The 23266-nt window shown below is 66.5% G+C and carries 23 protein-coding genes, 1 tRNA gene and 3 pseudogenes; 13 read left to right on the plus strand and 14 right to left on the minus strand.

Going from position 1 to position 23266, the window contains the following annotated elements; genetic code table 11:
- Window positions 1-2: 2 nt before the first annotated feature.
- Window positions 3-797: an SPOR domain-containing protein gene (locus ACODRZ_RS20880; protein ID WP_488972513.1), complete on the plus strand. Its 795-nt coding sequence runs from the start codon at window positions 3-5 to the stop codon at window positions 795-797.
- A gap of 115 nt (window positions 798-912) precedes the next feature.
- On the opposite strand, the gene ACODRZ_RS20885 is transcribed toward ACODRZ_RS20880, so the two are convergent.
- The 3 genes from ACODRZ_RS20885 to hemC all read right to left on the minus strand — a co-directional run bounded on the left by ACODRZ_RS20885 (window position 913) and on the right by hemC (window position 3603).
- Window positions 913-1818 carry a hypothetical protein gene (locus ACODRZ_RS20885; protein WP_488972531.1) on the minus strand — a complete coding sequence of 302 codons (906 nt, stop codon included), beginning with the start codon at window positions 1816-1818 and terminating at the stop codon, window positions 913-915.
- Window positions 1818-2528, minus strand: coding sequence for a uroporphyrinogen-III synthase (locus ACODRZ_RS20890; RefSeq protein WP_488972514.1), 711 nt, complete (start codon window positions 2526-2528; stop codon window positions 1818-1820). Before ACODRZ_RS20890 ends, ACODRZ_RS20885 begins: the two co-directional genes overlap by 1 nt.
- Before the next feature lie 124 nt (window positions 2529-2652).
- Window positions 2653-3603, minus strand: coding sequence for a hydroxymethylbilane synthase (gene hemC, locus ACODRZ_RS20895; protein ID WP_488972515.1), 951 nt, complete (start codon window positions 3601-3603; stop codon window positions 2653-2655).
- Between the two features lie 44 nt (window positions 3604-3647).
- On the opposite strand from hemC, the gene tsaD reads away from it, so the two are divergent.
- From tsaD to ACODRZ_RS20920, 5 genes are all read left to right on the plus strand, one after another.
- Window positions 3648-4682, plus strand: coding sequence for a tRNA (adenosine(37)-N6)-threonylcarbamoyltransferase complex transferase subunit TsaD (gene tsaD, locus ACODRZ_RS20900; protein WP_488972516.1), 1035 nt, complete (start codon window positions 3648-3650; stop codon window positions 4680-4682).
- The gene (locus ACODRZ_RS20905; protein ID WP_488972517.1) at window positions 4679-5677 is read left to right on the plus strand and encodes an NAD(P)H-dependent glycerol-3-phosphate dehydrogenase; all 999 of its coding nucleotides are present in this window, start codon (window positions 4679-4681) and stop codon (window positions 5675-5677) included. Before tsaD ends, ACODRZ_RS20905 begins: the two co-directional genes overlap by 4 nt.
- Complete coding sequence (locus tag ACODRZ_RS20910; protein WP_488972518.1) at window positions 5674-7215, plus strand: lipopolysaccharide biosynthesis protein; 1542 nt, start codon at window positions 5674-5676, stop codon at window positions 7213-7215. The genes ACODRZ_RS20905 and ACODRZ_RS20910 overlap by 4 nt, the downstream gene beginning before the upstream one ends.
- A gap of 31 nt (window positions 7216-7246) precedes the next feature.
- On the plus strand, window positions 7247-7969 hold the full coding sequence (locus ACODRZ_RS20915) for an OmpA family protein (RefSeq protein WP_488972519.1): 723 nt from the start codon (window positions 7247-7249) through the stop codon (window positions 7967-7969).
- A 154-nt stretch (window positions 7970-8123) separates the two neighbouring features.
- Window positions 8124-8741, plus strand: a complete 618-nt coding sequence (locus ACODRZ_RS20920; RefSeq protein WP_488972532.1) for a hypothetical protein — start codon at window positions 8124-8126, stop codon at window positions 8739-8741.
- A gap of 45 nt (window positions 8742-8786) precedes the next feature.
- On the opposite strand, the gene ACODRZ_RS20925 is transcribed toward ACODRZ_RS20920, so the two are convergent.
- The 6 genes from ACODRZ_RS20925 to ACODRZ_RS20950 all read right to left on the minus strand — a co-directional run bounded on the left by ACODRZ_RS20925 (window position 8787) and on the right by ACODRZ_RS20950 (window position 13660).
- A complete protein-coding gene (locus tag ACODRZ_RS20925; protein WP_488972520.1) occupies window positions 8787-9776 on the minus strand; it encodes a helix-turn-helix transcriptional regulator in 990 nt (329 codons plus the stop codon).
- Window positions 9777-10193: 417 nt separating this feature from the next.
- A complete protein-coding gene (gene rutA / locus ACODRZ_RS20930) occupies window positions 10194-11264 on the minus strand; it encodes a pyrimidine utilization protein A (RefSeq protein WP_488972521.1) in 1071 nt (356 codons plus the stop codon).
- 3 nt (window positions 11265-11267) lie between these two features.
- Window positions 11268-12050 (minus strand): pyrimidine utilization protein D, encoded by a 783-nt coding sequence (rutD, locus tag ACODRZ_RS20935; RefSeq protein WP_488972522.1) that lies wholly within the window; start codon window positions 12048-12050, stop codon window positions 11268-11270.
- Window positions 12043-12426, minus strand: coding sequence for a pyrimidine utilization protein C (rutC, locus tag ACODRZ_RS20940; RefSeq protein WP_008827797.1), 384 nt, complete (start codon window positions 12424-12426; stop codon window positions 12043-12045). Before rutC ends, rutD begins: the two co-directional genes overlap by 8 nt.
- Before the next feature lie 3 nt (window positions 12427-12429).
- Complete coding sequence (rutB, locus tag ACODRZ_RS20945) at window positions 12430-13158, minus strand: pyrimidine utilization protein B (RefSeq protein WP_488972523.1); 729 nt, start codon at window positions 13156-13158, stop codon at window positions 12430-12432.
- A gap of 37 nt (window positions 13159-13195) precedes the next feature.
- Window positions 13196-13660: a PilZ domain-containing protein gene (locus tag ACODRZ_RS20950; RefSeq protein WP_488972524.1), complete on the minus strand. Its 465-nt coding sequence runs from the start codon at window positions 13658-13660 to the stop codon at window positions 13196-13198.
- 333 nt (window positions 13661-13993) lie between these two features.
- Between ACODRZ_RS20950 and ACODRZ_RS20955 the strand changes: the two genes are divergently transcribed.
- A complete protein-coding gene (locus tag ACODRZ_RS20955; protein WP_488972525.1) occupies window positions 13994-16087 on the plus strand; it encodes a RelA/SpoT family protein in 2094 nt (697 codons plus the stop codon).
- 59 nt (window positions 16088-16146) lie between these two features.
- Here the strand turns inward: ACODRZ_RS20955 and ACODRZ_RS20960 are convergent, their stop codons facing one another.
- Both ACODRZ_RS20960 and ACODRZ_RS20965 read right to left on the minus strand, forming a co-directional pair.
- Entirely contained in the window at window positions 16147-16473 is a 327-nt protein-coding gene (locus ACODRZ_RS20960; protein ID WP_488972526.1) for a DUF1905 domain-containing protein, read from the minus strand.
- Window positions 16470-17474 (minus strand): peptidylprolyl isomerase, encoded by a 1005-nt coding sequence (locus tag ACODRZ_RS20965; RefSeq protein WP_488972527.1) that lies wholly within the window; start codon window positions 17472-17474, stop codon window positions 16470-16472. Before ACODRZ_RS20965 ends, ACODRZ_RS20960 begins: the two co-directional genes overlap by 4 nt.
- A 78-nt stretch (window positions 17475-17552) precedes the next feature.
- Here ACODRZ_RS20965 and ACODRZ_RS20970 point away from each other — a divergent pair.
- Together ACODRZ_RS20970 and ACODRZ_RS20975 are read left to right on the plus strand one after the other, a co-directional pair.
- Window positions 17553-17643, plus strand: a tRNA-Ser gene (locus ACODRZ_RS20970).
- Window positions 17644-17925: 282 nt separating this feature from the next.
- On the plus strand, window positions 17926-18684 hold the full coding sequence (locus ACODRZ_RS20975; protein WP_488972528.1) for a tyrosine-type recombinase/integrase: 759 nt from the start codon (window positions 17926-17928) through the stop codon (window positions 18682-18684).
- A 54-nt stretch (window positions 18685-18738) separates the two neighbouring features.
- Here the strand turns inward: ACODRZ_RS20975 and ACODRZ_RS20980 are convergent.
- Together ACODRZ_RS20980 and ACODRZ_RS20985 are read right to left on the minus strand one after the other, a co-directional pair.
- A protein-coding gene (locus tag ACODRZ_RS20980; protein WP_488986234.1) for an IS630 family transposase occupies window positions 18739-19685 on the minus strand; the annotation gives its coding sequence in 2 pieces (ribosomal slippage) (window positions 18739-19349 and window positions 19349-19685; 948 coding nt in all).
- A gap of 520 nt (window positions 19686-20205) precedes the next feature.
- Entirely contained in the window at window positions 20206-20892 is a 687-nt protein-coding gene (locus tag ACODRZ_RS20985) for a hypothetical protein (protein ID WP_488973158.1), read from the minus strand.
- A 368-nt stretch (window positions 20893-21260) separates the two neighbouring features.
- Here ACODRZ_RS20985 and ACODRZ_RS20990 point away from each other — a divergent pair, with 368 nt between their 5' ends.
- Together ACODRZ_RS20990 and ACODRZ_RS20995 are read left to right on the plus strand one after the other, a co-directional pair.
- On the plus strand, window positions 21261-21935 hold the full coding sequence (locus ACODRZ_RS20990; protein ID WP_488973157.1) for a ParB/RepB/Spo0J family partition protein: 675 nt from the start codon (window positions 21261-21263) through the stop codon (window positions 21933-21935).
- Window positions 21936-21966: 31 nt separating this feature from the next.
- Entirely contained in the window at window positions 21967-22350 is a 384-nt protein-coding gene (locus tag ACODRZ_RS20995; protein ID WP_488973160.1) for a hypothetical protein, read from the plus strand.
- A gap of 60 nt (window positions 22351-22410) precedes the next feature.
- Here the strand turns inward: ACODRZ_RS20995 and ACODRZ_RS21000 are convergent.
- A pseudogene (locus tag ACODRZ_RS21000) lies at window positions 22411-22542 on the minus strand (ArdC-like ssDNA-binding domain-containing protein); the annotation flags it as partial.
- Between the two features lie 180 nt (window positions 22543-22722).
- Between ACODRZ_RS21000 and ACODRZ_RS21005 the strand changes: the two are divergent.
- A pseudogene (locus tag ACODRZ_RS21005) lies at window positions 22723-22833 on the plus strand (sigma factor-like helix-turn-helix DNA-binding protein); the annotation flags it as partial.
- A 62-nt stretch (window positions 22834-22895) separates the two neighbouring features.
- Window positions 22896-23210 (plus strand): annotated as a pseudogene (locus ACODRZ_RS21010) (nucleotidyltransferase domain-containing protein); the annotation flags it as partial.
- Window positions 23211-23266 lie beyond the last annotated feature (56 nt).

A 23266-nucleotide genomic window follows, 5' to 3' on the forward strand; every position in this document is an offset into this window, starting at 1 on the left:
CCATGGCAGGCGCTGACGACGGCTATTTCCCGAAACCGGAGAAGAAGAACCCGGTGTTCGGTTCGGGCAAGCAGGGCAGCCCCTACTTCGAGGAGGACGGCGAGGCCTCCGCCTCGGCCGCGTTCGGCGCCACCGCGCAGCAGTTGCAGCTGGAGGAGGACGTGCGCCTCCCCTGGCTGGAAGGCGACGACGAGGGTTATGAGGAAGATCGCTCCGGCATCGGGCAGGGTGTGCTGCTGGGCGCGCTCGGCCTCGTCGCGCTGGCGGTGATCGGCGGCGGTGTGATCTGGGCGATCAAGAGCCGCCCCGAGCAGCCGCTGGTCGCTGATGGCGGCGTGATCGCCGCGCCCAAGGCGCCTTACAAGGTCAAGCCCGACAACCCCGGCGGCGAAGTCGTGGCGGGCACCGGCGACACCAGCTTCGCCGTCGCCGAGGGCCAGTCGCGCCCCGTCCAGATCGACAAGAGCGACGATACCCCCGCGCCGGGGTTCCGCACCACCACCACCGAGCCGAGCGCTGCCAAGCCGACCGACAAGGCTTCTGCTGCTGCCCCGGTGGTCAGCGGGGTCGGTGTGCAGGTCGGTGCCTATGCCTCGAAGGAGGCGGCGGAGGCCGGGTGGAATACGCTCAAGACGCAGTACGAACCGCTCGGCGGCATGAGTCACCGCGTGGTGCAGGGCAAGGCGGACATCGGCACCGTCTACCGCCTTCAGGCCCTCCCCGGCGACGGCGCGGCGGCGCGGGCCTTGTGCTCGGGCATGAAGGCGGCTGGGATGAGCTGTCAGGTCAAGAATTGATTACTCGTCGTCCCGGGACTTGATCCGGGACCAACCCACCTTGCGGCGCGCGCAGCGAGTTCGCGCCTAAAGACCGCCACCGTCCCGGATCAAGTCCAGGACGGCGGATGATTTTTTACGCCCCCTCCGAAGCCTCCGGCGCGGGTTCTTCCGCAGGCGCGGTCGGGGCCAGCGGGCTCGGCTGGTCGACCGAGTGGCCGGTCGAATCCTGCAGCCGGTTGGGCTCCAGCATCGCCGTCGTCTCCAGCAGGTCCAGAGCCTTCTGCACCGCCTCGTAGCGGCGCGCATCCGCGATCCAGTTGTCGGCCGCTTCGGCGCCGGGAAGCCGCTCGACCTCGCCGATGGCCGAATCGATGCGCTTGGCGGTGAGCATCAGGCGGGCGCGCTCGATGCGGGCGGTCGGGTTCGCCAGCGCGGCCGAATCGCGGCGCACCACGAAGAGCGAGGTGATCTCCTGCCGCGTCCGCTCCCACAAGCTGCGGTTGGCGGTGCTGACCGTCAGTTCCGGCGACAGCGCTTCCAGCCGGGCGCTCAGCGCATCGATGGTGACGGGGTTGGCGGCGAAATCCACCACCGTCTGCACCGCGCGCGGCTGGGCGTTCATGAAGCGCAGGCGCAGCTGGTCGGAAAGGTAGCCGAGCGGCTCGCCGCGATCGACCATGCGGCGCGCGGCGAAGGCGATCAGTAGGCCCTCGGCGCGCCCGGCGTTACCGGCGGCAGCGCTGGTCTGCAGGTCGATGCGCGACATGCGGTCCTCGATCATCGCGAGCCGCCCCTCGACGGTCGCGATCTGCGACATCTGCGCGGCGGGCGGTGCGGCGAGCCTCGGTCCGGGTGCTGGCGTCGCGGGCTGGGTTGCGGTGTTCGCGGCTTCGAGCAGGGTCGGCAGGTAGCCGCGCGTCGCCAGCCAGGCGACGAGGCCCGCGCCGATCACGAAGGCGATGAGCGCGACGAACAGCGTCATGCCCGCCGAGCGGCGCTGCGGAGGAACGCCGGGAGGGGCGGAAGGGATGTCCTGCATCAAGTCCTTGTCGTCGCGGTTGCTGTCCGTGGGCCGGTGTCTTGGCACATCTCCTGCGCCAAGGCCAGCAATGCGGCGTCGTCCGGTCTCGCGGCGCTGCGCACTTGCGCCCAGCCATCCCCGGCGCGGGCGGCGACCCTCGGGCCGATTGCGGCGAGGCGGATGCGGGAGCGGGGGATAGCGGCCTCGTCGCAGACCTGCGCGAACCGCGCGGCCGCTTCGCCGGAATGGAGCAAGGCGAGGACGGGGCTGGCCAGCGCTTCGATCAATGCGGGCGGAGCGGGCAGAGCCTCGCTGGCGTAGACCTCGCGCGTGACGACGGTTACGTCGCCGGGCACGTCAAGCGTGGTGCGCTCCCGCCCGGTGAGGCGCAGCAGGCGGCGGTGTCCGGGCTGGAGCACGCCGAGCAGGTTCTGCAGCCCACCGTGGCCGGTAGCGGCGACCCCCATTCCGGCCTCCCGCGCGGCCTGAGCGGTGGTCTCGCCGACGCAATAGGCGGACAGGCCGCTATAGGCCGCAAGCTGAGGTCCGCCATGGCGCAAGGCGTTGGCGCTGCCGAGGAGGAGCGCGTCTACGGTGTCGCGCGGGGCGGGCTCCCATGCAAGGGGGCGCACCGCGAACAACGGGAAGGCCAAGGCGTCGAGCCCAAGTTCGCGCGCCGCCGCCAGCGTGGCCGAGGCTCCCGGTTCAGGGCGCAGGATCAGGAGCATTCAGGCGCCGTGTATTGGCGCAGGGGGCTTCGACAAGCTCAGCCTGAGCGGGTTGAGAGCAAACCTCCAAACCCGCTCAGGCTGAGCTTGTCGAAGCCCCGGCCCGGCGCGCTCGCTCGGAGCGTCATGCGCCACTGAAATGCACCGCGATGGCCGGAACCGCCCGTGCGAGCAGGTCCGCCGCCAGCCGTCGCGGGCCTTCCGCATCGCCGGCAGGGAAGCGCGCCTCGCCGGTTATGTGCTCGGCGCCATCGGGGCTGTAGAGTGCCGCGCGCATGACCAGATGCGCGCTGTCATTGCGGGTCAGCACCGCGATCGGGCTGTGGCAATTGCCGCCGAGGCCCGCCAGCAGCGCCCGTTCGGCGAGGACCTGCGCGCGGCTCGGCGCGTCGTCCACGGCGGCGAGGAAGGCGCGGGTGCGCGCATCGTCGGCGCGGCACTCGATCATGATCGCCGCCTGTGCCGGGGCGGGCAGCCAGTCCTCGGCGTCGAGCGGGTGGCCGGTGCCGGTCTCGCCCAGCCGCACGAGGCCCGCCGCCGCGAGGAAGGTCGCGTCCGCCTCCCCCGCCGCCAGCTTGGCGAGGCGGGTGGCGACGTTGCCGCGGAAGGTCACCACCTTGCAGTCGGGCCGGGCGTGGAGCAGCTGCGCGGCGCGGCGCGGGGCGCTGGTGCCGACGACGGCGCCCGGCGGCAGCGCGGCGATGCTCTCCGCGCCCACCAGCACATCGCGCACGTCCTCACGCGGAAGGATGGCGCCGATCGTGAAAGCCTCGGGGCGGATCGTCTCGACGTCCTTGGCCGAGTGGACCGCGAAGTCGATCTCGCCGCTCGCCAGCCATGCGTCGAGTTCCTTGGTCCACAGCGCCTTGCCGCCGATTTCGGCGAGCGCGCGGTCCTGGATGCGATCGCCGCTGGCGGTGACGGCAACGATCTCTATATGCGCCGGATCGATTCCGTGCGCCTGGGCGAGCCGGTCTCGCGCTTCATGGGCCTGCGCCATCGCCAGCGGCGAACGGCGTGTGCCCAATTTGTAACGCTCAGGGCGGAAGGTCTGGTCTTGTTTATCGTTGGTCATCGGCGGCTTGTGCTACCGGGCATTGTCGTTCAGGGGAAGGCCGGATGAGCATAGTTCTCGGCATCGAATCCTCCTGCGACGAGACGGCGGCGGCGCTGGTCACCGACGGCAGGGTGATCCTCGCCCAGCGCATCGCCTCGCAGGACGAGGAGCACCGCCCCTTCGGCGGCGTCGTGCCGGAGATTGCCGCGCGCGCCCATGCCGAGCGGCTTGCCCCGCTGATCGAGGCGACGCTGGCCGATGCCGGAATGACGCTCGACCAGGTGGACGCGATCGCCGCGACCGCCGGGCCTGGGCTGATCGGCGGGGTCATGGTCGGCCTCGTCACTGCCAAGGCGCTGGCGATGGCCACCGACAAGCCGCTGATCGCGGTCAACCACCTCGAAGGCCATGCCCTCTCGCCGCGCCTTGCCGATGCCAGCCTAGCCTATCCCTATCTGCTGCTGCTGGTCTCGGGCGGGCACTGCCAGATTCTGCTGGTCGAGGGCGTGGGCCAGTTCCGCCGCCTCGGCACCACCATCGACGACGCGCTGGGCGAGGCTTTCGACAAGTCCGCCAAGGTGCTCGGCCTCGGCTATCCCGGCGGCCCGGCGCTGGAGCGGCTGGCGCTTCAGGGCGACGCGAAGAAAGTGCCGCTGCCGCGCCCGCTCAAGGGTTCGGCCGAGCCGCACTTCTCCTTCGCCGGGCTCAAGAGCGCGGTGTTGCGGGCGAAGCAGTCGGACGAGTACACCGACGCCGACATTGCCGCTTCGTTTCAGCAGGCCGCGATCGACTGCCTGATCGATCGTACCCGCCGCGCGCTCGCCCAATGCGGGCCGGTGAACGCGCTGGTCGTCGCAGGCGGAGTCGCGGCGAACAAGGCGATCCGGGGCGCGCTTGAGGCGCTGGCGGCCAGCCATTCGCTGCCGTTCATCGCACCGCCGCTGACACTGTGTACGGATAATGCGGCGATGATCGCCTGGGCCGGTGTGGAGCGGTTCGAACGCGGGCAGTCCGACCCGCTCGACGTGGCGGCGCGCCCGCGCTGGCCGCTCGATCCGGAGGCCGAGGCGGTACGCGGTGCGGGAGTGAAGGCATGAACGCGAAGATCGGCGTTATCGGTGCAGGCGCATGGGGCACGGCTCTGGCGCAGGCATTCGCCTCGGACGGCAGAGAGGTCCTGCTCTGGGCGCGCGAGGCGGAACTGGTCGAGGAGATCAACCGCGACCGACGCAATGGCCTCTACCTGCCGAGCGCCACGCTGGCGCCCACCATCCGCGCCACCAGCGATCTGGCCGAATTCGCCGCGCTGCCGGCGCTGCTGGTGGTCGTGCCCGCGCAGTTCCTTGCCTCGGTGATCGCGGGCCTGCCTGCGGGTGAGCGCGACCTCGTGCTTTGCGCCAAGGGGATCGAGGCCGGGACCGGCCGCCTGATGGCCGACGTCGCCGCCAGCGCTTGCGCGCCCGAGCGGCTGGCGGTACTCTCCGGCCCGACTTTCGCGCACGAAGTCGCGGCCGGACTGCCGACCGCCGTGACGCTCGCCTGCGGTGGCGGACGCGCGCAGTGGGACCGGCTGGCGCCGCTGCTCGCCCGCCCGGCGCTGCGGCCTTACTATTCGGACGACGTCGTCGGTGCCGAGATCGGCGGCGCGGTGAAGAACGTGCTCGCCATCGCCTGCGGCGTGGTTGAAGGGCTGAACCTCGGCCAGAACGCCCGCGCCGCGCTGATCGCGCGCGGCTATGCCGAAATGCTGCGCTTCGGTCTCGCACGCGGTGCCCGTGCCGAGACGCTGTCGGGCCTGTGCGGCCTCGGCGATCTGGTGCTGACCTGTTCCTCCACCTCCAGCCGCAACTTCTCGCTCGGCCTCGCGCTGGGCAAGGGGCTGACCGCTGCCGAGGCGCTGTCGGGCAAGAACAGCGTGGCCGAAGGCGCGGCGACCGCGCCGGTGCTCGCCGACCTCGCCCGCCGTGACGGCCTGCAAATGCCTATCGTCGAGGCGGTCGACCGACTGCTGAAGGGCGAGGCCCCGGCCGGCGCGGTCGTCAACGATCTCCTGTCGCGCCCGCTGCGCGACGAGCAGGAGCCCCTTTCTTGACCGATTCCAATACCGCACCCCAAGGCGACAAGGAGCGCGACGACATCGCCGCGCTCGCCAAGGGTGGGCGAACCAATCTCTTCGGCTTCTTCCTGCGCCTTGCCGCGCGCATCCCGTTCCTGTTCATCGCGGGCCGCGCGGCGGCTTATGGCCCGGCGGCGCTGGGCCGCTTCGCCTCGGCGCTGGTGCTGATCGAACTGACCTCGATGCTTTGCACCATGGGCGAGAAGCGCGGCCTTGCGCAGCGCCTGTCGGACACCGAGGGGCAGGTCCATCCGGCCAACGTCATCGCCGACGGCTCGATCCTCGCGATGATCGCCAGTTGCACCGCCGCCGTGCTGTTCTGGTTTGTGCCGGGGGTGCTGTTCCCCGGCGGACACTATACGCAGATCGACCGCTTGATGGTGATCGCGCTGCCGCCCTTCACGATGACCGAGATCTGGCTGGCCGCGCTCGCCTATCGCCTGCGGGTGAGCCCGACGGTGTGGTCGCGCGCGATCGTCGAGCCGTGGACGATCTCGATCATGGCGGGCGCGATGATCTGGGTGGCGCCCGAAAGCGGGCTGTCGATCGCCTATATTGCCTCGATCTACGCCGCCGCGATCACTGCCTTCATCCCGTTCTTCCGCGAATACGGCCTGCCGCGCGGGTGGAAGCCCCGGCCCGGCGCGATGCGCAAGCTGGCGCTGCGCTCGCTGCCGATCGCGCTGGCCGATGCGATCGAGTGGGGTACCCGGCGCGTCGATATCTTCCTGCTCGGCTTCCTTGCGCCCTCCACCGCCGTCGGCGTTTATTATGCGGCGCAGCAGGTGGCGAGCCTGCCGCAGAAGCTCAAGACTAGCTTCGAGCCGGTGCTCGGCCCCGTCATCACCCGCAACCTGAAGGAAAAGGACTATGCCGCGATCGCCCGGCAGGTCTGTCAGGTAGGGTTCTGGATCACCGCCTCGCAGGCGGGGATCGCGCTGGCGCTGGGCATTCCGGGCAATGGCGTGATGGGTCTCGTCGGGCGCGAGTTCGTCGGCGGGACGGGCGCGCTGGCGTTCCTGCTCGCCGCCGAAGTGGTCGCCGCCACCGCCGTGGTGAGCGAGGCGGCGCTGATCTACGTCGCGCGGCTGCGCAACTTGTGGGTTTCGATCGGGACCATCGCGCTGCAGGCCGTGCTGACGCTCTTCGGAATCGTGCTGATGCAGCGGCTGGGCTTCAACCCGCTGTTCCAGGCCGCCGCCGCCGCCTGCGCGCTGATGCTGGCGCTGGGGCTGTCCTCGATCGTCAAGTCGGTGATGCTGGCGCGCATCCTCAAGGAGCCGATCAACAACTGGCGCTGGGCGCTGATCTGGGCCGCCGCGCCAGCCGTCGTGATCGGCTTCCTCGCGGTGCGCTTCCTGCCGGAGTGGGCGGCGCTGGCCTTCGGGATCCCGGCGATCCTGGGCGCCTACTTCCTCGTTATCTGGAAGAAGGCGTTCGGGCCTGAGGACCGGCGGCTGTTCCAGAAGGCGAAGAAGGTCGAAACCCCGCTCGGCGGGCAACTGCCCGGCTGACATTCGCGCTTCGACCTTTTAGGCTGCTCTCATGAATCCCCGCCGCGCATCGTTGATCGTCGCCGGAGCCGCGCTGTGCCTGGTCATGTCCTTCGCCGTCACCCGGGCGCGGGGGCTTGCGTTCATCGGCGACCTCGACCGGCAGGCCTCGGCCGCGCGCGATGCGGCGGGCGGCAAGTGCGTGACGCTGAACTTCCGCGACCGCTACGGCTGGCTGACCCGCCATCCGGCGCTCTCGGGCGGCAGGGAGCTGTCGCCCGAGACGCGCAAGGCCGTTGCCGCCGCCATCGCCGCGGTGCCGGGGATCGCCGGGGTGAGCTGGGCGCGGGACGGCGACGATCGCAGCGCCTCGGCCCATTGCCAGGACGACGTCGAGCGCATCCTCGAAACCCGCACCATCCGCTTCGGCGAGGCCAGCACGCGCCTCGAACCGTCGAGCGAGCGGCTGCTGGGCGAAGTGGCGCGCTCGCTGCGGCCGTGCGTGGGCAGCATCATCGCGGTGACCGGGCATACCGACGCCTCGGGCAACCAGAAGGTGAACGTCGCGCTCTCGCAAGCGCGGGCGGAGGCGGTGCGCTCGGCGCTGATCGCGCGGGGCATTCCGGCGACGAACCTGCGCGCGGCGGGTCTCGGCTCGGCGCGGCCGGTGGAGGGGCTGGACCCGCTCGACCCGGCCAATCGGCGCATCGAGTTCTCGGTGCTATATACCGCGCCGGTCAAGCCGACGCCGATCGATACGCCGGGGCCGGAATGATGAGACCTGAATGATAGGCTTGAGGGACTAGGAAAGGACGCTGCCTTGCCGCTATGGCTGGAAATGGCCGTCTCGGTGCTGCTGTCCTACGGGATCGGTTTCGGCATCGGCGCCGCAATATGGAATCGCAGGAAGGTGAACTGACGTGCTGGAAATGGTTCAGGCGAACTGGCTGGTGTTCATCATCGCGCTGCTCGTGGGCATCGTGGTGGCCTACTGGGTCTTCATCCACGGCTCGAAGCCGGCGCGGCGCGAGCATCGCCCCGACGTGCTCGACGAGGGCGCGGCGCCCGCGCAGCGCAACCAGGCGCTGATAGACGACGCGCCGCCCGCCTCGCAGTACCACATCGACCCGCCCGCGATGGCCGGGACGATGGCGGGCATCGGCGAAGTCATCGCCGTCGCCGCGCAGGAAGAGGCGGACGAGGCGCGCGCGCATGAGCCCGAGGCGCCCCAGACCATCGCCGCCGAGCCCGATCCGACCCCCGCTCCCCCGGCCCCGCCGATCGCGGAGACGGCCGAGGGCGACGTCGCGGCGGACGACTTGCGCAAGATCAAGGGCCTCGGCCCCAAGATGCTGACGCTGCTGCACTCTCTGGGGGTGACGACTTACGCTCAGATGGCGGCGTGGAGCGACGCCGACCTCGACGACCTCGACACCAAACTCGGCGCCTTCGCGGGCCGCCCGCGTCGCGACAGCTGGGTCGAGCAGGCGCGTTTGCTGTCTAGCGGCGATACTGGCGCTTACGAAGAGCAGTTCGGGAAGCTGTAAAAACCTCGTCATTGCTTCGCTTCGCTCGCAATGACGAAGGGGGGGTTACCGACTTCCCATTTCGATCACGGCGCGGGCTATCGAGACGAGTTCGGCCTCGCGGTTGACGCCGGCTTTCTGAAAGATCGTGCGCAACTGGCTCGACACCGTCTGCGCGCTGACGCCGCGCATCCGGGCCACGTCCTGCCGCGAATTGCCCTGCGCCAGCAGCGCGACGATCTCTCCCTCGGCCCGGGTCAGTTCGAGCGCGGCAGAGAGGCGGGCGCCCTGATCGCTGGCGAGGCCGAGCGGGGCCTTGAGGGTGATGATCACGCTGGGCGCGAAGCCGAAGTTCCAGTCCTGCCGCGGCAGGGGGCAGACCTCGACGAGCAGCGGCCCGCGCACCGACTGCATCCACAGTTCCGAGGGCATCGCCTGCCGGTTGGCAAGCGCCACGCCGATCCGCATCTGCAGCACGCGGTCGAGGTCCGGCCGCACCGCCCGCAAGGCCCCGCCGCGCACCTGCAGCGTGTCGGGCGCGAGCAGCCTTTCCGCCGCCCCGGTCACCGAGCGCACGCGGCCGACCACGTCGAGCAGGATCGCGGCACTGCGCAGCGCATCGAGCGAGCCGAGCAGTAGTTCGGCGCCCTGATGCTCGATCGCGCTCTGCAGGCGGATCGCGGCCATCACGTGCGGAGCGACGCCGCTCAACGCATCGCGCTGGGCTTCGGTGGTGCGTCCGTCGCTCGCGCCGTGCAGGGCGGCAAGGCCGAAGAAGGCCGACGGTCCGCTGTCGAGCACGATCTGGGCGCCGTGTTCGGCATCGAGGCGCCGCACGTGCTCCATGTAAGCCTCGTTGGTGGCGACGGCGCGGACTTCGTCGTAATCCTTCTCCCAGACGAGTTCGTAGGGCGCGCGTGAGGCCGCGACGCGGTAGTTCACTTCGGGCCGGTGGCCCTCGATCGCCTCGAACTCGGCGGTGTAGCCTTCCCAGGTATCCGTGACGCGGTTGAAGAACGTGTGGTGCTCGCCGATCGCGACCAGTTGCGCGCGCATCGACCCCGTCGCACTGGCCAGAGCCTTCAGCGCGCTTTCCCAACCGGCTTCTTCAAACGGAGCGCGCGCGAAGAGCGCCCCCAGTTCCTCGATTCGTATGGTCCTGCCCCCCGACTGCGACCGGGGAACAATGTGAACTGCGCGTCAACTTTGCGCAAGCCCATGTAAAACGAGGCGGATTGAGGAGGGCATACCACGATCATGGTATGCGCCGAATCACCATTTCGGGCATCTGCGTAGATGCGACCCGAAGGATCGGTAATTCCAATGCGATCCTTTACCAAACTGCCCGGGGCCTGCCTGCAGGCCCCGGGCACTCTTTGTGGGGGTGGCCACACCTTGACGTGATTCCCGGCGGCCCGGAAACCCACCTTGCGGCATGGCGTGTCGCATGGCCGTCAGACGGATTTCCACGCCTCAGCCGGATATATGCGCGCGGCTTTTCATCAGCGGCTGGATGCGGGTGCCGAAGTTTTCGACCCCTTCCACGAAGTCGTCGAAGGTCAGCAGGACGCCGCCGGTTCCGGGCACTTCGGCCATCTCGTCCAGCATCCGCGCTACAGTCTCATAGCTGCCGACGAGGGTGCCCATGTTGATGTTCACCGCCCCCTCGGGCGCGGCCAGCTGGCGCACGTTGGTGTCGGTGTTGACGGTGTCCTTGGCGCCCTGATCGGCCAGCCACGAGATCGCATCGATGTCGACGCCGTCGTTGTAGAGCTGCCACTTCGCCTGCGCTTCCTCGTCGGTCTCGGCGGCGATGACCATGACGAGGACGAAGACCTGCACGTCGCGCCCCGTCTCGGCGGTGAACTTCGCCAGCCGCTCGTTGTTGAAGGCGAAGGCGGTCGGCGTGTTGACGCCCTTGCCGAGGCAGAATGCATAGTCCGCCCACTTGGCCGAGAAGGCCAGCCCCGCGTCCGAGGAGCCCGCGCAGATGATCTTCATGTCGCCCTGCGGGGTCGGCCGCACGAGGCAGTCGTCCATCGTGTAGTGCTCGCCCTTGAAGTCGGAGCGGCCGGTCTCCCACAACTCGCGCAGGATGCGGGCATATTCGTCCAGCACCTGATAGCGGTTGCGGAAGTGCTCCTCGCCCGGCCACAGGCCCATCTGGGTGTATTCGGGCGGCTGCCAGCCGGTGATGAGGTTGAGCCCGAAGCGGCCGTGGCTGATCGAATCGATCGTGTTGCACATCCGTGCCGCGAAGGCGGGGGGGATGATCAGCGTCGGGCAGGTGGCGAAGATCTTGATCCTCTCGGTCACGGCGGCGAGGCCGGACATCAGGGTGAAGCTCTCCAGCCCATATTCCCAGAACTCCGACTTGCCGCCGAAGCCGCGCAGCTTGATCATCGAGAGCAGGAAGTCGAGCCCGTGCTTCTCGGCCCGGATCGCGATCTCCTTGTTGAGATCGAAGCTGGGCATGTACTGCGGCGAGGTCGTGCTGATCAGCCAGCCGTTGTTGTTGATGGGCACGAAGACGCCGACTTGCATGGATCAGGACTCCAGGAATGCGCAGGCGATACGGTCGAATCCGGCCGGATCGGTGACGTTGCAGGCGTGGCCGCCCCACTCGAAGCTGGCGACCTCAGCGCCGGGGATCGGCTTGGCAAGGTCGAGGCAGGCGGCGTAGGGCGCGAGGAAATCGTCGCGCGTGGCGATGACGAGGGTTTCGCCCAGCCGCGCCAGCCGCTCGGCCGAGGGGGCATAGGCGGCGACGGCGGCGATGCGCTTTTCCATCGTTTCCGCGCCGGGGAAGCCCGCGATGTGGTGCGCGAGTTCGGCCTCGAGCAGCGCGTCGTTGGCGGCGATCCAGTCGGGCGGGTAGAGGAACAGCGGCTGTGCACGCAGGAAGGGCTCGATCCCCGCATATCGCAGGAGGGCGAGGCGCGTGTCGAAACAGCGGCGGGTGTGCGGGGAGAGGGTGCGCCAGCCGTTGATTACGATGAGCTTGTCGATCCGGCCTGAAGCAAGCGCGGTCTCGATCCCGATCATGCCGCCGAGCGCATGGCCGACGAAGTGCGCCCGCGCGATGCCCAGCGCATCCATCAGCGCGATGACGTCCTGCGCCATGTCCTCGATGGAGGTCGTTTCCGGCAGCGCGCGATCGCTGCGGCCGGTGCCGCGCTGGTCGTAGGTCAGGACGCGGTGGTTCGCGGAGAGCGCGGCAAGGTTCGGCTGCCAGTAGGCGCCGCTGCCGCCGAGCCCGCTCGACAGGATCAGCGTGGGCGCGCCTTCGGGGCCGTGGAACTCGTAGTGGAGGCCGGTCGCCTCAGGCAAGATGCGCCACCGACGCGATCTCCACGAGGCAGTCGGGCTTCACGAGGTCGGTCTTGATGCAGTAGCGCGCAGGCTTGTCGCCGGGGAAGTACTCGGCATAGACGGCGTTGAACGCGGCGTAGTCGGCCATGTCCTTGAGGAAGATGTGGTTCATGGCGACGTCGGCCATGGTGCCGCCTGCGGCCTCGACGGTGATGCGGATCGCCTCCAGCACGTGCCGGGTCTGCGCCGCCGCGTCGCCGACATGCAGCACGGTGCCGCCTTCGCCCAGCGCCAGCATCCCCGAAACGTAGAGCACGTTGCCCGCTTTCGCCCCGGCCGAGTAGGGCGCGATCGGGGTGGGAAACTCGGACGGGTTCACGGCTTCGAAGGGCATCGATTACTCCTTGGGAGGAAGCTGGCTCACGGCGGTGCGGAAATCGGCGACCGTGCTGACCCAGCCGAAGAACTTCTCGACGTTGTAGACGGTGGCCTCCTTGATGAAATCGGGGCCGAGGTGATGCGTCGCATCCTCCAGCAGCACGCCGAAGTATTCTAGGTGGAAGCCGTCGCGCAGGGTCGATTCGACGCAGACGTTGGTGGCGATGCCGGTGAACACCAGCGTGCGGATGCCGCGCGCGCGCAGGACGGAATCGAGCTGCGAGTTGAAGAACGCCGAATAGCGCGGCTTGTGGACGCGAAGGTCGCCTTCCTTCGGCGAGAGCGCATCGACCAGTTCGTAGTCCCAGCCCCCGCGCGCGAGGAACTTGCCCGAGAGTTCGGGGCGCTTGCGCATGGTCTTGAGCGCGTTCGACTTGTGGTAGTTGGGCGAGAGCGGCGTGCCCGCCTCGACATAGTCGGCGTCCCAGCCGTTTTGCAGGAACACCACCGTCATCCCGGCGCCGCGCGCGGTGCCCAGCACCTCCGCGATGTGGCCGATGGTGGCGGCGGCAGGCCCGACGTCGAAGCCTGCCTCGTCCACGTAGCCGCCCTTGGAGGCGTAGGCGTTCTGCATGTCCACGACGATCACGGCGGTTGTCGCCGGATCGAGCCGGATGGCCTCGGGCCGCGCAGGAAGCACTGCGGAGGAGTGGGAGCCGGGGGACGGGTCGACGATGATCTCGCTCACCCCAATACTATTGAGCACAGGTCCGGGGTGGTCAAGGCTAGACGGCCGAAGGACGCGGCTCCTGCGGCCTGACGCCCAGCAGGCGCTCCAGCGCGGCCGCGAAACCGGCGTTGCGCTGGCGGTTGGACGACTGGATGCGATCGAGGTCGAGCCCGCTGCCGCCGGTCAGCAGCACGCCGAACTCACCCTTGCCGACCCAGCGCACTTGCGCCTGCAGGTCCGCCTGTCCGGGCAGCGAGACGCGCAGCATCTCGCCGGTGGTCGGCAGCAGGGTGCGCGAGGCGATGCACATGCCGCCGGGCGAGACGTTGCGCACGATGACGTCCTCGCCCGTGCGCCCCTCGCCGCCGATGACGGCCTTGATCAGCGTCCGCACACGCGGCGCGCGCTGCTGTTGCGCGCCCTGGCCGGCGGCAGCTTCCGACGAGATGGAAGCACGCCGCGCCAGCGCTTTCAGCCACTCGGGGCGCTCGCTGCTCGCGAAATCATCGATGTTCGCCATGGGATCGGCTACCTCTTCGCATTCGTGTCCCCAGTGCATGGTCCGGCCCGATGCAAAATCAGGCGCGGTCGAACCGGCGGCGCTGCGGTGGGGGGTGAGAACGATGCGCCAGCCGGTTCGCGTTTATTGTGCAGCCGCACAGTTCCCGGATGGTTAACAAATCCCTTACGTAAGTTGCCCTGTGAAAACGATTGAATTGGCGGTAGGGATGCTTTGGGTGCCGTTATGGTGCCTCCGGGTGCCGGTCTGTTCCGGGTTCTTCCGTTGCAAAATCTGCATTTTGGTCGCCGCCCTCTTGTCGCGGTGCAGTAAAACCTGACATGACAAGCCGACATGCTCCGCCAGTACGAACTCGTCGAACGCGTCAAGGAATACGCCCCGGAGGCCGATGAGGCCCTCCTGAACCGTGCCTACGTCTATACCGTGCAGAAGCACGGCACCCAGAAACGCGCCAGTGGCGACCCCTATTTCAGCCATCCGGTCGAAGTGGCGGGCCTGATGACCGAGCTGAAGCTCGACCAGCAGACCATCATCACCGCGCTGCTCCACGACACGGTGGAAGACACGCTGGCGACGATCGAGGAGATCGACAAGCTGTTCGGCCCCGACGTCGCGCGGCTGGTCGACGGCGTCACCAAGCTCTCCAAGATCGAGGTGATGACCGAGAGCGAACGCGCGGCGGAAAACCTGCGCAAGTTCCTGCTCGCGATGAGCGAGGACTTGCGCGTCCTCCTCGTCAAGCTGGCCGACCGCCTGCACAACATGCGCACCCTCCACTACATCAAGAAGGAGGACAAGCGCCGCCGCATCGCCCGCGAGACCATGGATATCTACGCCCCGCTCGCCGAGCGCGTGGGCATGTACGAATACATGCGTGAGATGCAATTGCTCGCCTTCGAACAGCTGGAACCCGAAGGCTACGCAACGATCACCGGCCGCCTCGCGCAGATCCGCAGCGAGGAGGGCGGGCAGGTCGACGAACTGGCGCTGTCGATCAAGCAGGTGCTGGCCGAGGCGGGCCTCAACGTCGAGGTTTCTGGCCGAGAGAAGCACCCCTATTCGATCTGGCGCAAGATGGCCGAGCGCCACGTCAACTTCGAGCAGATCACCGACATCATGGCCTTCCGCGTCCTGACGGACAGCGTGGACGACTGTTACCGCGCGCTCGGCGTGCTGCATCAGGCGTGGCAGATGATCCCGGGTCGTTTCAAGGACTACATCTCGACGCCCAAGTCGAACGGCTACCAGTCGCTGCACACGGCGCTGATCTTCCAGCGCTCGATGCGTATCGAAGTACAGATCCGCACACGCGAGATGCACCGGCTCAACGAATTCGGCCTCGCCGCACACTGGGCCTACAAGCAGGGCGGCGCGCGGCCCGACGGGCAGGTCGGCTGGCTGCGCGACCTGATCGAGATCGTCGATGCCAGCCACGACGCCGAGGAATTGCTCGAAAATACCAAGATGGCGATCTATCAGGATCGCATCTTCGCCTTCACCCCCAAGGGCGCGCTGTTCCAGCTGCCCAAGGGATCGACGGCGGTGGACTTCGCGTATGCGGTGCACACCAATCTCGGCAACGCAGCGGTCGGCGTGAAGATCAACAACCGGCACGTGCCGATGCGCACGCAGCTGGCCAACGGCGACGTGGTGGAGATCATCAAGAGCACCACGTCGGAGCCGCAGCTTTCGTGGCTGGGCTTCGTCGTCACCGGCAAGGCCCGCGCCGCCATCCGCCGCGCCGTCCGCGCCAAGGAACGCGCTGAAGTGGCCGAGATCGGCGGCAAGCTCTACGACGAGATCGCCGGTCGCCTGCCGCAGCGCGTCGGCAAGAAGGCGCTCGCCCACGCGGTCGAGCGGTTGGACCTGCGCGACGAGGAAGACCTGATGTTCGCCATCGGCTCGGGCCGTCTGTCGGACCGTCAGGTGATGGAAGCGCTGGTCCCCGGCAGCACGGCGGAACTGCCCGACGATCCCGAATGGACCCGCACCGAGCGGGCGATCTCGATCCGCGGCCTCACGGCGGGCGTCGGCTTCGAGCTGGCGGAATGCTGCCACCCGGTCCCCGGCGACCGCATCGTCGGCCTGCGCCGCCCCGATCACAAAGTCGAAGTTCACGCGATCGACTGCATGACGCTGGCCAGCGGCGTCGATGCCGACTGGCTCGACCTGTCATGGGGCGAGCGGACCACTGGCGCGGTCGGACGGCTGCAACTGATCCTCTACAACCGTCCGGGCACGCTGGCCGAAGTGACGCAGATCCTTGCCAGCAACCGTGCCAACGTCACCAACCTGCAGATGACCCAGCGCGACGAGCCCTTCGGCACTTACGAGGTGGACCTTGAAGTCTCCGACCTCGCGCACCTCACCCGCATCGTCGGCGCCCTGCGCGCCAGCGAAGCGGTAGCCGACGCCGAACGCATCTAATTCCTCCCCGAGCTTGCTCGGGGAGGGGGACCGCTCGCGAAGCGAGTGGTGGAGGGGGCTCAGAACGTCAGCGAAACCTCGACCTCATCCCCTTCGCCGACCCCCTCCGCCTTGCGCACGGCGGCCTTGACCGGCAGCAGCCAGCCGCCGTCGGACTTGCTTGGGAACACCGAGGTAGCGAACTCGGTCGCGCCGATCCGCGCCTTGACCTTGAGCGAGCCGAACCCTCGCGCGGTGCCTTCCAGCTTGCGCATGATCGCGGTGCCCGAAAGCGCCTCGCCCGCCGCGCCGTCGATGGTGAGGAAGTGCCAGGTGCCGTTGTTCGCCCCGCCGGTCCAGCGCCACAGGCGGCCGGTGTGGTGAAGATGCTCGCTGTATGTGCTCAAGGTTTAACCATTCGGATCGGCACCGGAGCATTGCAGACGTCCACCCCGCCTGCGGGCTGGATATAGAAGCTGTCCTTCCGGTTCGCGCGCTTGTCGATGTAGGCGGCGAAGCTGGCGCTTTCGGTGGAGAGGTATTCGTAGGCGGGCAGGCCAGCCACCTCACTGCCCATCCGCACCGAGACGATCGGCGTGCGCTCTTCCGGTGTTTCGTAGAAGCCCAGCGCCCCCGTCCCGCGCGGCAATGAGGACAAATGCTCCATCCCCGCGATGATCCGCCCGACGAGCGCGATGTTGCGGTCCAGCTGGCGCGGCGCCTGCCCGATCACGGTGTAGAGCTCCGCCCCGGTGCCGGTATCAGGCGAGAGATTGCGACCGACGCCGACCATGCCATAGCAGTGGACGGGCCAGTAAGAGGCTCCGTTGGTGGCGACAGGCCACCCCAAGCCCCACATTGCTGCGCGCGCATAGGCGTCCGGGCTCCGCTCTGCCGGACTGGCCTGATCAAAGCGCTTCATCACCTGCTGCAGTGCATGGATGTGTCCGGCGATCTTGGGCCAACGGCGATCGGTTTCGGGCCAATCGTTTGGGTCACGGGACAACGTGACTTGATAGGAACGTTCCGGCACGACCGCCAATCCTGCGGGCAACGCCTTCGCCTTGCCCGGCGTCTCCCCATCGGGATCGCCCCACTGCACGACGTAGTTGTCCTGCACCCGCACGACCGCGATCCCGTCGAACCAGTGCGCGGCCACCAGCTTGCGGATGTTCCCGACCCACCCTTGCGAGAACGGCGCGGGCATCAACTGGATCACCACGCGACGCGGTTTGCCTTTGGCACCGGGCGCGAGATCCATGACCATCAGGTCGCCCGGCGCGATGCGCTGCCAGTCGGAGGCGGGGGCGGCATCGATGACGTCGTTGGGCGTCACCGGCTTGTCGGCAGCCGCCAGCGAGGGCGCGGCGAGGGCGGCAAGCGAAAGGGCGGAAAGGAATTTGCGCATGAAGGCTTCATGCCATCACCACACCGCTTGCGAAACCCCGCGCGACTCGCTAGTGGCCGCCTCCTTACCAGTGCATGCGGAGCGGTGGCCGAGTGGTCGAAGGCGCTCGCCTGGAAAGTGAGTATACGCCAAAAGCGTATCGAGGGTTCGAATCCCTCCCGCTCCGCCACAAACCCATCCAGAACGGTCCAGATCAGTCCCGCAAGGGGCTGATTTCCTGCGTTTGGTCGGCTATACCTTGTCCCAATCGATCCCGTTTTGTTCCTTCCCTGCAAGGGGTATCATGGGGTACTAGTCGGGGTATCAAGGGCAGGAGGGGGTACGATACCCCGAGCGCCATGCTGACAGACAAGGAAGTCCGGAACGCGGAAGGCCGAGAGAAGCCTTATAAATTGGCCGACGCCGGAGGCCTATACCTCTACATCACGAAGACGGGGCTCAGTCCTGGCGCATGAAATTCCGCCTCCACGGGCAGGAGAAGCTGCTCACGTTCGGGCCATACCCCGAGGTAAAGCTGAGCGAGGCCCGCGCTAAACGCGACGAGGCGCGGGCGAAGCTGCGCGAGGGCGAAGACCCGTCGGGCGCGCGCAAGCGGCGACAGGAGGCGAAGGAGCAGGAGCGAATCGAGACGGCGGCGGCGCTGAGCTTCGAGACGATCGCGCGCGGCTGGCATGACCTGCAGAAAGATCGCTGGACGCCGGTGCACCAGACGGACGTGATCACCAGCCTCGAGCGAGATGTGTTCCCCCATATCGGAAAGCTGACGCTCTCCAGCATCGATGCACCCACGATCCTGAAGATGCTGCGCCGGGTGGAGGCGCGCGGATCGATCGAGACGGCGCGGCGGCTGCGTCAGCGCGTGTCGGCCGTGTTCGTCTATGCGATAGGCGAAGGCATCGCGAAGGAAGATCCGGCCGCCGTGGTGCTGAAAGCGCTCCAGCCGATGAAGAAGAAGGGCAGGCAGCCCGCTCTTACCGATCCGGCCGAGGCGCGCGAGGTGCTGATCGCTGCCGAGGCGAGTGGGGCGTCGCCGGTGACGAAGCTCGCTTCGCGCTTCCTGGCGCTGACGCAGGCCCGGCCGGGCATGGTGCGCGCGGCCGAGTGGAAAGAATTCGAGGGCGTGGACTGGGATGGGGACGCCTTCGGGCCGTTCCAGCCGATCTGGCGGGTTGACGAGACGGGCTTCCTGACGGCAATCTGCCCAAGCTAGCCACTCAAGTGCCCCGCAACCGATCCTCAAATCTGACATTAGAGCGGTTTCCGCTCATTCCGGTTCGTATCCGCAAGAACTGAAGTAATTGGCGCACTCGGCCGGCTTGAAGATATCGACGAGCCTGCCGATGAGGTCCCACAGGCCAGAGACGGTCCGCTCGCCGGCTTTTCGCAGCATGGCTTTGAGGCGGGAGAACGCTTTCTCGATCGGATTGAAGTCTGGGCTGTAGGGCGGAAGGAAGCGCAGGGTCGCGCCAGCGGTCTCGATGAGCACCTGCACCGACGCGCGCTTGTGGCTCGACAGATTGTCCATGATGACGACGTCGCCGGGCCGCAGTTCCGGGACGAGGATCTGGGCTACATAGGCTTCGAACCAGTCGCCGTTGATTGGTCCATCGAGCACCATGGGCGCGACCATGCCGGTCATGCGCAGCCCGGCAACCAAGGTGGTGGTCTTGCGGTGGCCGTGCGGGAAGCCCATCCGCAGTCGCTCGCCTTTGGGGCAGCGGCCGTGGCTGCGGGTCATGTTAGTCGCGGTCCACGTTTCGTCGATGAACATCAAGCGTTCCGGGGCGAGATCGAGTTGGCCGTCAAACCAATGCCGGCGTTGCTTCAGGACGTCGGGGCGGTCTTGCTCGATCGCGTGCCCAGTCTTTTTTTCCGCGTGATCGCGTGGCGCACGAAGAAGCGATGCAGCGTGCCAATCCCAACCGGCACGCCCCGCTCGAACAGCCGCGCCTGGATCTCAACCAAGGTCATGTCGCCCTGCTCGGCAACCAAATCCCGGATAAAGCCGCCATGGGCCTCGATCCTGCCGGAATGCCGGTCTCCGCCGCGCGGCTTGGCGACGGCATGGCCATGCTGCAGGGCAAGTTGCCGCCAACGGATCGCGCTCGACGCGCTGACACCAAAGCGATCCGCTGCCGCGCGGCAACTCAACCCACCATCAATCGCCGCGAGGACCCTGTCCCGAAGATCCTGTGAAAGCGTTCGCGCCATCCATGCTGGCCTCCTCCAACCAGCAAAAAGCGTGAATCACATCGGCAAGCGAAAGGGAATCCCCAACGATTCAGTTCGTGTGGAAACCGCTCTAATGCCCGCGCGCTTGCGACCGCTGTTGGCGTTTCGCCCATAACAATTTCGCGTCTTGGAAATGGGGTCAATGAGCTCGAGGACGAAACTGTAACTGCGCTGTCACGGGTTCTCGGGTTATGGTCTTCGTCGCTGCCCAAAGTCTGCTTTTATAAAAGAGCAATAACGGGAACAAAGGGGGATTACGGTGCAACCGAAGAAGGTTGCGAGCGTGTAGATGCTTAACGAAATATTTTTGGAACTATAATTATTATTTTGCCGCTTTAGGTTTTGGCGAATGCCGAACTGTTGAACATGACGTGATGTCGCAAACAACCTGCGCGCTAGCACAGTATCACGCCGCCTTTGTGCAGGCCAGCATTGGGGATACTCGCCCCCAAGACTCTCCCTATGAGCAAGGAATTCCCGGGAGGCAAGCTGCGTATAATCATTTCAATTGGTTGTAATTTAAAGTCACCCAAAGTCCGGACATAGAAGTCTGAACCCCGAGCCAGACCTTTGCAATTGATCGATCTGTCTTTGCTGCGGCACGACCAATAAGGCTTACACCCAGCGCTGTGCCAGCGGAGAACAGCAATATCGTCTTCTTGCTGGGCCTGCGCCCGAGCATTGGGTTCGTTTCGTGGCATGTTGGGCGATTCATGCACTCCAGTGTCTGCAGGGTTTCGATGGTGTGGATCACATGGTAGGCGATTTCCATCCGGGCGAGCGTCTTGCTCCATCCTCTTTGGGGCGGGGTTTTGCCCATTGCGATCAAACGGCGATCCCACTCCGCAAGATCTGGCGCCAGCTCCTTAACCTTTTTCGGTCGTTCGACCGCTACCTTCTTTTCCTTCTCGCCATCCACTACGATCGGAGATGCGGCTTCATCTGATGTCGGCAAAGAAGGCTCGGTGGGTCCGAAGTGCGGTGCAAGTTCCTCCGTATCGTGGTTCAATTGAGTATTCGAAATGTCGGCCAAGTTAAAATTATTGCTAGCAATTAATTCAGTTGTGACTGGTGGTTCTATTGAAAGATTTTCCGCTGATGCGGCTGAACTAAATGAGGTAAGTGCGATGGTAAGGATTGCGGTTGAGTGCAGGCAAGAAATTCGACGAAACATGGTTATGTGCATTGCTGCCACCTTCGCTAAAGGGATGGCGCAATGGTACTTTGATGCTCGCATTTAGGGTCACGGAACAACCTCCAATTCTGAAGCAACTATTGCCTGTCTGCATCCAAATTCGAGGTAGCTTGTCTTTCTGATCAGACTGTCACCTTGGTCAAAAGAGAGGCGACAGCAACGAGACCAGATATTCGCATGTGTCGCTATCTCAGCTGACCTGCCCCCGCAAGGTCCCTCATTCTGATGTGGAGTCTGTCCACGAGAAGGAGCAGACGCATGAGGAAGGGCCGTTTTACCGAGGCGGATCTGCGGCTGGCGAGCATACACCGGCCTACGAGATTCTGGCAGGCAAGCGCAGGTTTCATGCGGCTCTGGCCGTGGTGCAAGAAGGCGGCGGTATCGAAGACCTGCCCTGCGCGGTGATCGAGCCGGGGGACGATGCGGCAGCACTGGAAGCCTCGCTGATCGAGAACATCGCCCGGCTCGATCCCGACGAGATGACCCGCTGCGAGACGTTCACCCGGCTGGTCCGGGAAGGCCGCGATGTGGACGGCATCGCCCTGACCTTCGGGCTGACGACCTTGCAGGTGAACAGCACGCTGGCGCTGGGCAACCTGATCCCGCGCTTGCGCAATCTCTACCGGGCGTACGGCATTGATGCGGTGTCGCTGCGGCATCTCACCATGATATCCAACGCGAAGCAGAAGGAATGGCTGGCCTTGCACGACGACGAGCGGGCCACGGCACCGACCGGGGCGTGGCTCAAGGCGTGGCTGCTGGGCGGAGCCTCGATCCCGGTCGGCTCGGCGCTGTTCGATCCGGCCGATTACAGAATTGAAATCATCGCCGATTTGTGCGGAAATGAGGCCTATTTCGCCTCTTCCGACGCCTTTTGGTTACTTCAGGTGCCCGAAGTCGAAAATCGGGTAGAGCAGTATCGCGATGCCGGATGGGGCGAAGTTGTCGTCATGCCCAAGGGCGAGACGTTCCATCCTTGGGAGCATTCGGTCTGTTCCAAGGCGAAGGGCGGCTGGATGTCGGCACGGGCCTGATCGAACTGCTGGGCAGCACATGGGCGTCGCTATGGCTGATGTCTGGCAGGCAGACGATGCCCTGCTCGATGCGGTACGGGACCGTGAGGTCATGGGCCATCTGCTGGCCGAGGGCATTGCTGCGCAGAACGCCAAGGCCACCACCAAGGTTCAGCGCGGTATCGTGCGCGATTGCCTTTCCGGGACCAACGGGAGGGTGAAACGCGATAGCTGGGTGCCGCGCTGGATGGCCTTCCCGGCATGTTCCTACATGGAACGGGGCGGGGTCGGCAGCGCAGAACGCGCCCAGCGGTTGGCCGCGCGGCTGGCGGTGGGGCAGGAGGCGGCGGAGGTCGAGGCGGATGACCCCGTCGATACCGATGCGGAGGATACTCCCGTCGTCGAGGCCGAAGAGCGGATGCCGCAGGCGGCGTAACCCCGAGTGGTGGACCGGCGGCATGACAAGTGTCGCCGGTTCTTCGATATGGTGTCCGGACACGGCGTTATGCGGCATCGCGCAAGGGCACCGGGCTTTGTCCCAGAGCTGCACCCATGGAAGACGTCCTTCTTCCAACTCGGCGATCACACGTGCGGTAACTTCGCCATAAAGGCTCTGACGGTCAGCCATGACTTCTCACTCCTTTCCTCACCGGCCCGCGCTGCTCTACGCCAGCGATGTAGAGATCGCTGCCGCCTACAATGCCGAACTGCGTGGCTTCGCCAACTATTATGCTCTGGCGCACGATGTGAAACGCAAGCTGAACAAGGCCGAATATCTGGCCTTCGGGAGCCTGATCCTTTTGCGACGATGCGCGCGCGAGTCGTGGCGGCGCTCGATACGCTCCCCATGGAGCAGCGGGCCGTCTATGTCCTCTCCACCCTCGATGGCCTCGATTACGAGGCGATCTCCCTGCGGCTGGGGATCACGGCGAGGGAGGAGGAAGCCTGCCTCGCCGCAGCGATCAGCGCCATCGAACCGGCATTCCGGGATGCGCCAACGACCTCGATCATCTGCCGCCAGCCAAGCGCCGCGATCTGGAGCGGGTGCTGCAGATCCTGTTCGAGGAATTCCGTGACGCCCACGGCGAGCCGACCGGCCCGCGCAAGCTGGGCCGCATCCTCAAGGTCATCTTCTACGGCAGCTATGCGCGGGGCGGATGGGTGGACGAGCCGCACACCGCCAAGGGCTACCAGTCGGATTTCGACCTGCTGGTCATCGTCAACCAGAAGGAACTGACCGACCGCGTCGCCTACTGGGAGCAGGCCGACGCGCGGCTGATCCGCGAACTGTCGATCACTAGGTCATGTTGACAAAGAGGATTCCCAAGTCGCGTAAGTTCTGATTCATGGTG

This window comes from Novosphingobium sp. FG90, assembly GCF_057808725.1.

What these genes read in the sequence shown, in the direction of transcription:
- hemC (WP_488972515.1), bottom strand. Translation starts at nt 3,603, where the DNA reads ATGACCAACGATAAACAAGACCAGACCTTCCGCCCTGAGCGTTACAAA.
- ACODRZ_RS20880 (WP_488972513.1), top strand. Translation starts at nt 3, where the DNA reads ATGGCAGGCGCTGACGACGGCTATTTCCCGAAACCGGAGAAGAAGAAC.
- ACODRZ_RS20890 (WP_488972514.1), bottom strand. Translation starts at nt 2,528, where the DNA reads ATGCTCCTGATCCTGCGCCCTGAACCGGGAGCCTCGGCCACGCTGGCG.
- rutC (WP_008827797.1), bottom strand. Translation starts at nt 12,426, where the DNA reads ATGCCCTTCGAAGCCGTGAACCCGTCCGAGTTTCCCACCCCGATCGCG.
- tsaD (WP_488972516.1), top strand. Translation starts at nt 3,648, where the DNA reads ATGAGCATAGTTCTCGGCATCGAATCCTCCTGCGACGAGACGGCGGCG.
- ACODRZ_RS20985 (WP_488973158.1), bottom strand. Translation starts at nt 20,892, where the DNA reads ATGCACATAACCATGTTTCGTCGAATTTCTTGCCTGCACTCAACCGCA.
- ACODRZ_RS20925 (WP_488972520.1), bottom strand. Translation starts at nt 9,776, where the DNA reads ATGCGCGCGCAACTGGTCGCGATCGGCGAGCACCACACGTTCTTCAAC.
- ACODRZ_RS20965 (WP_488972527.1), bottom strand. Translation starts at nt 17,474, where the DNA reads ATGCGCAAATTCCTTTCCGCCCTTTCGCTTGCCGCCCTCGCCGCGCCC.
- rutA (WP_488972521.1), bottom strand. Translation starts at nt 11,264, where the DNA reads ATGCAAGTCGGCGTCTTCGTGCCCATCAACAACAACGGCTGGCTGATC.
- ACODRZ_RS20905 (WP_488972517.1), top strand. Translation starts at nt 4,679, where the DNA reads ATGAACGCGAAGATCGGCGTTATCGGTGCAGGCGCATGGGGCACGGCT.
- ACODRZ_RS20955 (WP_488972525.1), top strand. Translation starts at nt 13,994, where the DNA reads ATGCTCCGCCAGTACGAACTCGTCGAACGCGTCAAGGAATACGCCCCG.
- ACODRZ_RS20885 (WP_488972531.1), bottom strand. Translation starts at nt 1,818, where the DNA reads ATGCAGGACATCCCTTCCGCCCCTCCCGGCGTTCCTCCGCAGCGCCGC.
- ACODRZ_RS20915 (WP_488972519.1), top strand. Translation starts at nt 7,247, where the DNA reads ATGAATCCCCGCCGCGCATCGTTGATCGTCGCCGGAGCCGCGCTGTGC.
- ACODRZ_RS20950 (WP_488972524.1), bottom strand. Translation starts at nt 13,660, where the DNA reads ATGGCGAACATCGATGATTTCGCGAGCAGCGAGCGCCCCGAGTGGCTG.
- ACODRZ_RS20995 (WP_488973160.1), top strand. Translation starts at nt 21,967, where the DNA reads ATGGCTGATGTCTGGCAGGCAGACGATGCCCTGCTCGATGCGGTACGG.
- ACODRZ_RS20920 (WP_488972532.1), top strand. Translation starts at nt 8,124, where the DNA reads ATGGTTCAGGCGAACTGGCTGGTGTTCATCATCGCGCTGCTCGTGGGC.
- ACODRZ_RS20975 (WP_488972528.1), top strand. Translation starts at nt 17,926, where the DNA reads ATGAAATTCCGCCTCCACGGGCAGGAGAAGCTGCTCACGTTCGGGCCA.